The organism is Methanolobus profundi, from assembly GCF_900114835.1.
GTDB classification, from domain to species: domain Archaea; phylum Halobacteriota; class Methanosarcinia; order Methanosarcinales; family Methanosarcinaceae; genus Methanolobus; species Methanolobus profundi.
The window spans coordinates 1-11,317 of the sequence record NZ_FOUJ01000011.1; the positions used below are offsets into that span (position 1 = coordinate 1).

Sequence of the window (11,317 nt, forward strand, 5' to 3'; positions counted from 1 at the left end):
AGAAGCCTGGCAAGTGTCTGCACCTGCTCAAGGAAGTTGACCTTACTGGACCATCGCTCAAAATCTTTAATAATCTTGGAACCGGTTCCATCAAATTGCATGCCTTTTACCAGGGAAAGTGCCAGCTTGTTCAGGGATGTGGAAACATGTGGAGTGCAGGTTGAAAGCTGCTGGTAATATTTGAACCGGCTATCAGTGTCAAAGTTCTGGTATCCTCCAAACTTGGTAGATGTGTCTGTTCGTTTGATACCTGCGGATGCCATGAGAGTAATCGGCTTATTATGTGGGTCATTGATTGTGGCATTCAGACGGACCATGGATGCCTCACAGGTGTTTTTTGAGTAGAGCCTTCGCTTCTACAGTGGTGATTTTACCATCTTCCAGTGACTGCAGAATCTCGTAGACGAAGGATTTTCGTTCTTCTGCGGTCTTGTTCTTCCACCAAAGCTTTACCCTTATGACTATGCCTGCACCAATTCCTATCAGAAAAGTAGCTGCTTCAGTTGCATATGATTCTATCATGGTTTTCTGCTCCTGGGTTCATGTTGACCACACCACTCATTTGAGGGAACTACCGGAAAACCTGCCTTCGCAACAGGAGACTCGCGTCTGCAAAAACCATATGTAATTGCCGTTGGTTTAAAAAATGTGCATGTAGAACAGGTATCACTCATGCAGTGGAATCAGAATGCTGCAACTATATAAATTTAATACACTTTCCATAGGAGAAGAACTTACATATCGTCATTCTCTATGAGTTCAGAAAAGTTAGGATCAACTACAAACAAAGCACCGCATGTTTTGCAATAGTATGATTGCCTTCCAGAAGGAAGGCGGATAAGATTAGGATGATTGTATTCACATCTTGCAAAGAATTTGTCGCCTTCAATCTCTACGGTTGCTATCCAGGACATGTTGTTGCCTCGTAATTATTCTGTAAAAACAGTACGCTCCGACCTTATATATATTGTGTGATGCGGGTAATCAATGCGCTTCAATGCGATTTTGTTTTTGAAGGATTATTTTTTGTTTCCTGCATGTAGAAAAGTTTAAATGTTATCCTATTCATTAAAGTTGTACAGTAACAAGATTAAAAAAACAACAAAAATTAATTCATGTAACTGCATCCACATCCTTATTCTATTTTGTGGCAAGCACAGCGTAGAATTAGAATGTAGATATGGATAGATGAATTAATTTTTCTTGCTTTTTTCTTTTTGTTGCGAAATCCAAGAAAAGAGGCAATTAAAATGGATATTGCAACACACAGACTTACATGTATAGAGCAGACTATCGATTATGTTTTTAATAATCGAGATTTGTTAGAAGAAGCTTTCACTCACAGTTCATACAATCCAACAAAGAACAATGAAAGATTAGAGTTCGTGGGTGACAAAGTTCAGAATACCATAATTGGAGTTCATCTATTTGAAAACTACAATGTAGATGAAGGAATCCTTTCAAAGCTGACAAGTTATTTTGTAGACAACAAGCGTGTTCTTCCAAGATTATGCGTCAGTTATGGATTCGATAAACTGATAAAAATCACCGATTATGAAAAAAACACAAAGAATAGTCGGAAAAACTGGGTTCCTTCCCTTTGGGAAGCATTGATTGGTGCAGTCTTTATTGATAGTGGTAAGGACTGGTCTACCACTGAAAAAGTTATTCTTCACCTTTATGGGGAAGAACTGATTCTAGATGACGAAAGAATAAAGGACATTCTCCGCACTGATCCCGTCACTGTTGTAAAAGAACATTGTGATGAATTTGGATATTTCCTTGAATTTGATGAAAAAAGAGTCGGTGGTTTTGATCATGACCCCGAACATGTTGGATATGTTTGGATTAATGGCGAAGAGTATCAGGGAGATGTTGCGAGAGGCAGTAAACAGAAAGCTAGAGAAAATGCATGTGAAAAAGTGATATCTATCCTTGGATTGAATTAAGCTATAAGAAGATTGATATAATCTTCTTTTTCAATTTTTAAGGCTATTTTGACCAATGCCTGCTATATTTACTTAATCATCATATCGTTTCCGGTAACAATGGTTTCTCCATTTTTTTAGATTTAAAAGAGAAATTAATTATCTATATATAAAGGTATTTAAACTCAAATGTTGTAATATATTTAATGAAAAAAAATATAGGTGTTTTAATAACCATCGTAATTTCTTTCCTATTCATGAATATCGTTTCGCTGTCAACAGATGCACCAACAAGTGAAGTTGAAATTGCAGAATTTACTATAGACAGCATACATGAAAATACACCGAAAGCGTCTGGAGAATGGGGTCAAATCCAAGAAAGCACCTATTTTAATGCAAAGTTATCTATTGGACTTATAGGAGCTACACTAGGAATTGTAGGTTTCTTAGATTTTTGCATTAAAGTGAAAGATGTTTTTTCATGATTTAAGTTATATTTTCATATTATTGAGCATTTCTTTTCTTTATTTACTTTTTAATCATAAGTTCTGCAGTCTTGAAAATAGTACCTAACGACATTATATATATATATAGATGGTGTGATGCGTATTTGAAACTAAACAAATATAATAAGACACATCTACACCAGAACTAAATAGCTCATAGAATTATGGTTTTAAGCAAGGATATAGTTTACAATGATATCTTTTATTTCTTTTGAATCAATACCACCGTCTGGTTTGTCTTTTGTCGTGATGAGAATTTTATCATCTTCATCTTTAGCTTCGTCTAAAGGAACTATACCGTTATCACGATACCAGGATTCCTTTAATTTCCATTTATTTCGATAATTTTCTTTAGTTAGTAACCCGAGATGTTCCCAATAAAACACTCTGCCTGTATCAGGGTCTTCAATAGTGAAATCAGGTTTGATTTCACGTCCATTTTCATCTCTCAAAATTTGTTCATATGCATAATTCACTTTATTGTAGAATAGATGATCAGCTATGATGACTTCTGATTTAGAAATCATAAATTCTCCCTTTGCTGATATCTGAACATGGTTTGTATCATAAATTACATTATCGATTTCTTTCAAATCAGGCATTTCAAATAAATCAGTTATTCTCTTGGCAGTCTCAGAGAATCTGTCCGATGTATATTTTTTGTAATCTTTTAAATCTCCTTGGAATAGGATGATTACTTTATTTTCCTGCCTTGTAAATGCTGTATAAAGCAATTCTCTAGAAAGTAACGGACATGGATTCGGCAAAATTAAGATAACGGTTTTGAAGCCACTACCCTGTGATTTATGTACAGTTATACTATAAGCGAGCTCCAGCTGGGATTCATTCTCATTTTCAAAATCCCTACTTTTAAAAATATATGAATATCCAGGCTGAGATGAAAATGTAATTTGTGCTGGAAATTCACCCTTCCATTTCTTTGTAAATGGTCCTGTATGAACTCCTATTTCGCCATTTGCAATATAGCGTAAACTTACATTGGATTTTGATTCTGGATATAACCTATTCCATGGTTTATCCCAACGCTTATTTCTTACATTGATTACTTTGTCGCCATAAACAATATTATCGATTCCCATAGGCTTTGCTGTTAGTCTTTTTTTCCTCTCTAGATTTAACGCTTTATCAATTACACCTTGTTTGAATGTTTTCTGAATGAATCGATTAATCTCTTTTGTACCATATCCATAGCCTCTTTGAGGAGAAAGGATTTGCCAATTTTCTATTTTTTCTGCTGCACCAATATTGAAATAAGTGAAATTGCCATCTTTTATTGCTCCCAAAGAGAGATCAAAACCAATATGATCATCCTGGCTTTCAAGATGAAGCTCTTCTTTCAGCTCTTCTAATAATATTTGGTGAAGCTCACCTACCTGATACCAACTTCTAAGCTTAAGGTGCTTCCAATGTTTTTGCTTATCTGCTAAAATATCAAAGATATCCTCATCTTCTTTTCGAATGGAAGATGAACTAAACCAGCTTGCTAGCCTAACATCTATGCGTTCGTCTCCGTCTGCATGTCCTTCAAGCTCGTTCTGTCTAAAAATAACTTCTAACTCAGCAAATCCTTTAGCTACTCTCGGTTTACCGGAATCAAAGTGTTTAGGCTTTAAATGCTCTACGATATCGACAAAAGGTCTTCCACTGCCAATTGGAGGCAGCTGCCTAGTATCGCCCACAAGGATAAATCGTTCGACTCCCACAATTGTATCGATTATTGCAGATAATTGTTCTTCTGTTAACATTGACGCTTCGTCAATTATAACAGTTTTACATTCACCATATTGGCAAGCATCTGGATTTAAATAATATCTTCCAGTCTCGACATCATATCGATCATGTTTATATAAAAATTGGGCAACAGTTTGAGCATCGCTCCCCAATTTAACCCTTGCTTTCCCTGTAGGAGCAAGTTTTAAAATGCCTTTATTCTTGACTTCAGGTAAGTCACATAGTATATCTAAGAGTTTTGTTTTTCCCGTTCCTGCAGGACCTACTAAGACAGAAAACCTAGATCTTGCAAGTTCTCTTAACGCTGCTGATTTTTCGTTCAGAGCTTTATTTTCTTTTTCAAGGAGAACTGTTGTAGTTCTATCACCTTTGATTTTCTGTTTGATGATGGCTTCCCAATCTTTTTCAATATCAATACATTTGCCTTTGATTCTTCTAGAAACGAACTTGTGTATTGTGTCTCTGACATCTGTCAATCTTTTCAATTTATAATAGTTATCCTCGTCTGATTCAATGACTACTATCTCATCTTCAAACGAAGACGCAATTATTGACATGATATCTCTTGTTACCGAGCACTTGGGTTCGATGTTCTTTTCATCCAAAAGAGTGATTATCTTGGATTCCGGTAACAGTGTGTTTCCAATATCTGCATTTCCCTCTAAAATATCAACCAATAAAGCTCTCACTCTTCGTGGGTCAATAGAATCTTCAATATGTGAAGGTTTTTCAATGGGGAATACATCTTCTATTTTCTTGCTGGGCAAGAAAGCTTTGTCAACAGTGGTGAACTCTATCGCGTGTGGAGTATAACGACTCTTTTCATAAAAAAGATAAGGATTTTGTATTAAATCATTTTCAGAGCAATCCAACCTATTCTTCTTCATTGAACGATCGTCATAGAACATTATTGCTTGTTCATTATTTAATTCCATCCTGCTCATCAGATTCAAATACTTCTTTCGCGCATCTGGTATTTGCTCCCATATTCGCTTAAAGGTGGAACCAATATTTTTCGTTACATTTGAAGGCAGTATGCGATCATTGCCAGTAAAAATCTGATCTAATACATCCCATGGGTCTGTTTTAAGTTGGTCTCCGTCCATTTCAAAAATCTTCTTTTCCAACTCAAAAGCCACTAAGTTGCCTTGGTTTATTTTCATAGCAGATAGAACAGCACCTATTCCAGGGAAAGCTCCTCTCATGCTCCATAGTTCTGATATCCTATCGTCTATCCATTTTAGATACGCTTCATAATTTTTGTCAAGTACGTGTCCTATCTTTTCCAGAGATTGCCTAAGTTCTAAAAGTGCATCAATTGCGGTGTCGTGAGTTACGTGCTCAGAACCATAAGAAAACTGTTCTCTGTTAGGAGCAATCGCAATTAAACTGGCAAGATCAATTGTTTCATCGGTCTTTGACCTTTCAAGAATCTCATGATAAGGCAAAATGAATCCGTCGTATCCTTTCTCTCTAATTGAATGATAAACTGGTCTCTCCCATATGTAACTTTCATGAGAGGGATTTTTTATGGCAGAGTTGTATTTTTTAATCTCCCCAATACCTGTTACCCTTCCAACACCAATTAAGACCCTGTCTGCTAAATCTGATAACGGAGTATGCTTTGCATATATAAATACTAAGGATTTTTCAACCTCTAAAGAACTGGCAAATGCATCTAATAGTACCTTTTGGTTATGATCGTTTTGTACCCATATTGAAAAGAAATCTAACTTTGGTTCCAAAGATGGTTCATAATAAAGTTCTAATTCTTTTGCTTTTTCCGACTCATGTTTTTTTGGATCTTTCATCATCCACAGAAAAGGAACTACTGAAAAACTGTATGGGGGGATTTTAAGAGGAGTATCCTTGTAATGAGCATACAAATCGACACTTTCTTTATATGGATGATTCACTACCCTGGTGATTTCTTCTTTTGACATAAAAGTCGCTTTTTCTGCTACACAGGGTGGCAAATCTTTGTAAGAGAGTTCACTGAAATGTTTGCCTTTACATTTTTCTTCAAACTCAACATTTTTTTCTTTGATTCTTGGCAGAAACATGCAAGATGCATTATCTCGGGGATTATTACAGACCGTCCCATCCCACAAACTATCATGCCATGGAACTCTCACTGAAAGATGTCTTATTGGCAGTTTCATCTGACTCTCTCCAAAAATCATAATACCTTATGACATTTCAATTATTTATTAGAAGGTTATATGTATAACGGCATACAGTACTTTAAACAGAAAACGTGAATATCCTTAAAATCGATAAAACATGTGGATTTAGCTCTGCTCTTTTATGTTTACGAGGGAAGTCTTCTACCGGGACAAATCTGAAAATTAATATAAACGAACAACTAAAAAAAGGTAAAGTGGAAGTAGTACAATGGCAAAACCTGATCCCCTTTCGGAAGAACAAGTTGACAATATATTAAGCCGAGCTGATGATGAATTATGCAGTCTTTATGATATTTATGAAGCTGCCATACTGCATCCAGATGACTTAGTAATAGGTGTAGACGATGAGGAAACTATATTTTCAGAAATGCCAAACGAAGAAAAAGAAGATTTTATTGATTCTTTAGAAGAACAGCTTGGAATTACTCGATACTTCAAAAATGTAACACTACTAAGAAAACTAAATATTTGCATTATAAAAGAAGATACTTTTGAATTACTTGAATCACATAAAAGTGGAGATTTTTTCAAGCTAAGAGACGCAAAGGGAAATATTTTCACATATTATGAAAGAAATAAGTTCTAACTTGAGCAACTACACCAACTTCTTCAGTTTAAGCTTCTCAATCACAAGTTCTGCAGTCTCTTCCACTTGCTTCTCCCTGAGATCGTTCTGCATTTTAGAATAATACTCCGCAATAAAGTCCACTGCCTGGCTCTTGTTACAGTCCTGCTCCTTCATCACCCGGTGAAGTACTGCGGTCGTATTCTTACTAACAGTTGCATAGAGTTTTGGTCTCATAATTACCTCGGTCTTGTTTTGATAAGTGATGACATGTTCAGTTTCTGCGGTCCGTACCTTGATTTACTAAGCTCTGACAACGCCCATACAAGTGCATCCATCCTATCCGGACTACTTCCTTCTCCTGGAATCCAATCACACATCTGGTCCTCAAGAGCCGGGAAGGATCCCACATGATGTACCTTACCCTGCTCATACAGAGCACTGATAGGCTCGGCCCTGGTCTGCTTTCCTCTGCTGGCCCTTACTGATCTGTAGGAAACATTAGGATCGATTGTCCTGAGCGTATATTCCACAAGCTCTCCACCGTTGTTCACTTCCCCAATTACCCGGTCTGCAGAGTGCTTGTAGTAGGCTGCAATAATCTCCTGGGCCCACTTCTTCGGCGTTGCATGGATAGTGTAGTCCCCCAGGACATAGTACTCTCCGCGTTCATCCACAGCTGCAACAACTATGCCTGTGTCTGCTGAAGCTTCATTGGACGTAACAGCTGGATCCACACCAACCACAATGCGTAGGAGATTGGGAACTTTTGACAACCTTGCATCCTCTATCATCTGCCTTGTCCAGAGTGCATCAGGATTGTCATCTAGTATCTCTGCATTGAGCTCCTGTCTACCCAGCCGGGTTCCTTCGTATCTGCTAATGATCACATCGATGAAGGCAGGTGCCAGGTTGGACAGATTCTCGTAGGTGGATCCTCTTGTTACGTGGGTACTGGTATCGTTCAGGATGTTCTTGACAAGCGGAATAGGCCGAGGGGTTGTTGTGATGGCTGCCCTTGGATCATCACCAATCCTTAAACCGAACTGCAGCATGTCCCAGGTTTTTTCCGGGTACTTCCAGGCTGCAATCTCGTCACACCAAGCAGTGTCGTGCTGGGGACCTCTCAACCTGTCCGGCTCCTCGGCACTGAAAAGCAAAGCAATCGCACCGTTAGGCCAGGTGAGCCTGCGTTTTGATGGCTCGTAGACCGGTCGGCTCCATGGCGGACAGACCGACAGTATTCCGGATTCCCCTTCCACCATCGTGTCCCTGGCATCTGCAGCTGTAGGGGCTACGAGTGCTATCCTCCTGGATTTGCCTGACTCTACCCTTTCCCGGATCCATTCAGCCCCCGTTCGTGACTTGCCATATCCCCTACCTGCGAGTACCAACCAGTACTGCCAGTCACCTGCAGGAGGGAGTTGATTGGGACGGGCCCAGAACTTCCAGTCGTATTCCAGCTGCTGGATCTCGTCATCGCTAAGATCACTCAGGATCTTCTGCCACTCTGACTCTGGCAGCAATGCTATTGATTCTGCCATTGATCTTGTCTCGTGTTTCATCAATGTTTATCTCAACGTTGTTCTGGGTCATATTGATCTCAACTTCCCGCTTAGCAAACTCTGCAGGACAGCTGCGCTCGAGCCACCATGCTGCAGCTTGCCAGGAATGGGCAGCTGCTTTCTGGATAATGGCAACGTTCCTGGCAACAGCCTCTGCCCTAGCCTTCTTCACCGCATGGTAGAACTCGAAATACTGGCCGGACTTTGCAGTCTCGCCTTTTTTCATCCAGTCGTAGTAGGTGACAGATGCTATTCCCACGGCATCACAGGCATGGATCACAGGAACCCCGGACTTGAGGAGCTTGATCAGCGGTTCGGATATGTCTACCATCTTTATGCTTCCCTTTTTTCTTCCCATGTGAAGTCCTCTCCGTTTCTTTTCAGTTCACGATTGCCGGTCAGATTGACATATCTCTGAATTATGACATCGGCATACCGAGGGTCTAGCTCGCTTGTGTAACAGACGCGATTGAGTTGATGTGACGCAATTAGTGTCGTGCCGGAGCCACCGAACAGGTCCAGCACAATCCCCTTCTGCCGAGAGGAGTTACTGATGGCATTTGCAACAAGGGCCACCGGCTTTGTGGTCGGATGAAGCTCAGATGCAGAGGGTCTTTCAAACTCCCAGAGGTCGGACTGTTTCCTGTCCTCCACCTGGCATAACCTTGGAGCACCGTCCTTCCAACCGTACCATATGGGCTCGTACTGGGTGTGATAATCCTTCCTGGAGAGGACAAGCCTGTCCTTGGCCCAGATTATCGTGCTGCTCCAGTGGTAGTTGTTTTCCTTCAGGGAAAGCATCATGTTCCCCCATTCCTGGGCCGACATCACTACATAGGTCGGACATCCGTCCTTTGAGAACTGGTTCATACAGCTGAAGCTTGCCATCATGAACTCTCTGAAGTCCTCTGTTTCCATTGCATCATTGAGAATGCTTCTCTGCTTCCAGCGAGGATTCTTTGTAGCTCCGTAGTTCACATTCCATGGCGGGTCCGTGAACACCATATCGGCTTTGTCCTCTCCCAGAAGCTTTGCCACCTGGTCCGGATCGGTGCTGTCCCCACAGATCAAGCGGTGATTGCCCAGCTCCCAGACATCTCCAAAAACCGTCACAGCCTCCTCCGGAACCTCCGGGGGTTCGTCCTCCATGACTTCCATAGGTGTTATCGATTCAAGCAGACCATCCACATCATCCAGAGTGTAACCGATTGCTTCAAAGTCGAAGTCCGGGATCTCCGCTATTTCCTGCAGCAGCTTTGCCAGGGTTTCAGTATCCGTCTCTGCCAGCTCAGCCAGCCTGTTATCGGCGATGACGTAGGCCACAGCCTTCTCGTATGGCAGGTCGAGGGTTATTACGGGAACCTCGGTAAAGCCCAGCTCAAGGGCAGCCTGGAGCCTTGCGTGGCCTGCTACGACCATCTTATCAGCTGTGATGAGGATAGGGTTCGTCCATCCGAACTCGGAAAGTGACTTTTTAAGTGCTGACATCTGATTCTCAGGATGTCGTTTCGGGTTGTCGGCAAAAGGTTTCAATTCGCCAACAGGAATAGTAATGACTTGCATTTTTCGTACCTTTTTTGAATGTTAGAAATATCTATCTTTTTTTGCCTGTTTTTTCTGCCACAGGTATCCTGGACAGCTTGATCTTCTTTCCCATGACCACTTTCATAACCTCACCACATTTGGGGCAGGTGACCTCATCAACCGGTTCTGTGATGAAGATCCTCCCCTTGCAGTTGATGCATAAACGGGATACTGGAGTGAATTTCATTATGCCTCCTTACAATCGAACCTATCGCAGTTCTCACAGGTCATGTACTTAGGACATCTTTCAAGTAGTGTCTCCCTTGGCCAGACATTGAACTCTCTTTCGATGATTTTGGTGACATGATACTCTGTTTTCCCATGATCGAAATCTGCTTGACCTTTGAACAGATCGATGAGCTGTTCCTTGTCTGTCATGCCAAAATTGTAGAACTCCCGAACGATGGCTACTCGCATCTTATTGCCCTGATCACCGGACAGGTCCTTTTCAAGTGCTGCCAGGATGCATGGCCTTACTCCGTTGAGCTTTACGTTAACAGGTTTCACTGACCTGCTTCTGTTCTTTCGTATCTTTGGGATCTCAATATCTGAAATATCATAGACAGCAATGTCCATGGTCTCACCTTCCCATCCATGAATAGAGGAGAATACGTTGTGTTTTCTGTGTAATGCAAAAGGCAACTTCACAAGATTGCCATACTGATTATTTTTGTTCCAGGTCCTTTGTTTGGGATTCACCTCGCCATCGAAACCTGCCTCCTTTGCAATTGCATTGGCAAAGTAGTAGGCCTTCTCAACCTCCACCTCTTTTATGAACAACCACACATGGTACGAATGAGGAGAACCAGACGATTCTACCAGGTATCTTAGCTGCATACGGTCCAGGAAGGATGTCAGGTTCTGCAGGTCATCCTCGGCCTTTATCTCCTTTTGAATTACGTCCTCTTCTGTATCATCCTTTTTCCTGTGGGCATCAACATCGAAACATATCCACTTACAAGTTCCTTCCTTGCTTGTGGAATAAGCACCGATGGTGATCTTGCCTGCAATATGATTCTCGATGATCGTGTCAGTTATTGGAACAGCAACCCGGAAGTATTGTGTTCCGTTAACATTCTGTTCTGCAAAAGTATCGAAGCGGTTGATAAGATAGTTCTTGATCAACTCGGACTTCGAACAGTCTAAAACCAGTCCAACTTTTTGCCATAAACCCCCTATAATATAATTAATAGGGGCTTTTTGGCAAGATTCTGGATTCAATTTTAAGGTT

General features: G+C 40.7%; 13 protein-coding genes. 3 read left to right on the forward strand and 10 right to left on the reverse strand.

Features of this window, described 5'->3' with window-relative positions:
• The 3 genes from BM008_RS14450 to BM008_RS14460 form a co-directional block, all read right to left on the reverse strand.
• On the reverse strand, positions 1–317 hold a 317-nt coding region (locus BM008_RS14450; protein WP_143072378.1), incomplete at its 3' end, for a hypothetical protein.
• Positions 318–324: 7 nt separating this feature from the next.
• Entirely contained in the window at positions 325–522 is a 198-nt protein-coding gene (locus BM008_RS14455; protein ID WP_091938284.1) for a hypothetical protein, read from the reverse strand.
• A 212-nt stretch (positions 523–734) separates the two neighbouring features.
• Positions 735–914: a hypothetical protein gene (locus BM008_RS14460; RefSeq protein WP_091938285.1), complete on the reverse strand. Its 180-nt coding sequence runs from the start codon at positions 912–914 to the stop codon at positions 735–737.
• A 336-nt stretch (positions 915–1,250) separates the two neighbouring features.
• Between BM008_RS14460 and BM008_RS14465 the strand changes: the two genes are divergently transcribed.
• Entirely contained in the window at positions 1,251–1,949 is a 699-nt protein-coding gene (locus tag BM008_RS14465) for a ribonuclease III family protein (RefSeq protein WP_091938286.1), read from the forward strand.
• Positions 1,950–2,134: 185 nt separating this feature from the next.
• Complete coding sequence (locus BM008_RS14470; protein WP_091938288.1) at positions 2,135–2,413, forward strand: Rossmann-fold NAD(P)-binding domain-containing protein; 279 nt, start codon at positions 2,135–2,137, stop codon at positions 2,411–2,413.
• Positions 2,414–2,604: 191 nt separating this feature from the next.
• Here BM008_RS14470 and BM008_RS14475 read toward each other — a convergent pair whose 3' ends face one another.
• A complete protein-coding gene (locus BM008_RS14475) occupies positions 2,605–6,348 on the reverse strand; it encodes an ATP-dependent DNA helicase (RefSeq protein ID WP_177188106.1) in 3,744 nt (1,247 codons plus the stop codon).
• Between the two features lie 232 nt (positions 6,349–6,580).
• Between BM008_RS14475 and BM008_RS14480 the strand changes: the two genes are divergently transcribed.
• Positions 6,581–6,958 carry a hypothetical protein gene (locus tag BM008_RS14480; protein WP_091938293.1) on the forward strand — a complete coding sequence of 126 codons (378 nt, stop codon included), beginning with the start codon at positions 6,581–6,583 and terminating at the stop codon, positions 6,956–6,958.
• A 9-nt stretch (positions 6,959–6,967) separates the two neighbouring features.
• Here the strand turns inward: BM008_RS14480 and BM008_RS14485 are convergent, their stop codons facing one another.
• The 6 genes from BM008_RS14485 to BM008_RS14505 are packed head-to-tail and all read right to left on the reverse strand — an operon-like array spanning position 6,968 to position 11,211.
• Entirely contained in the window at positions 6,968–7,174 is a 207-nt protein-coding gene (locus BM008_RS14485) for a hypothetical protein (RefSeq protein ID WP_091938295.1), read from the reverse strand.
• 2 nt (positions 7,175–7,176) lie between these two features.
• A complete protein-coding gene (locus tag BM008_RS14490) occupies positions 7,177–8,502 on the reverse strand; it encodes a DNA-packaging protein (RefSeq protein ID WP_245748071.1) in 1,326 nt (441 codons plus the stop codon).
• Entirely contained in the window at positions 8,426–8,860 is a 435-nt protein-coding gene (locus BM008_RS14495) for a hypothetical protein (protein ID WP_091938298.1), read from the reverse strand. The genes BM008_RS14490 and BM008_RS14495 overlap by 77 nt, the downstream gene beginning before the upstream one ends.
• Positions 8,836–10,065, reverse strand: a complete 1,230-nt coding sequence (locus tag BM008_RS14500; RefSeq protein ID WP_091938300.1) for a site-specific DNA-methyltransferase — start codon at positions 10,063–10,065, stop codon at positions 8,836–8,838. The genes BM008_RS14495 and BM008_RS14500 overlap by 25 nt, the downstream gene beginning before the upstream one ends.
• A gap of 31 nt (positions 10,066–10,096) precedes the next feature.
• Positions 10,097–10,273, reverse strand: coding sequence for a hypothetical protein (locus tag BM008_RS15045; RefSeq protein ID WP_177188107.1), 177 nt, complete (start codon positions 10,271–10,273; stop codon positions 10,097–10,099).
• Positions 10,273–11,211: a TOTE conflict system archaeo-eukaryotic primase domain-containing protein gene (locus BM008_RS14505; RefSeq protein WP_091938302.1), complete on the reverse strand. Its 939-nt coding sequence runs from the start codon at positions 11,209–11,211 to the stop codon at positions 10,273–10,275. Before BM008_RS14505 ends, BM008_RS15045 begins: the two co-directional genes overlap by 1 nt.
• Positions 11,212–11,317 lie beyond the last annotated feature (106 nt).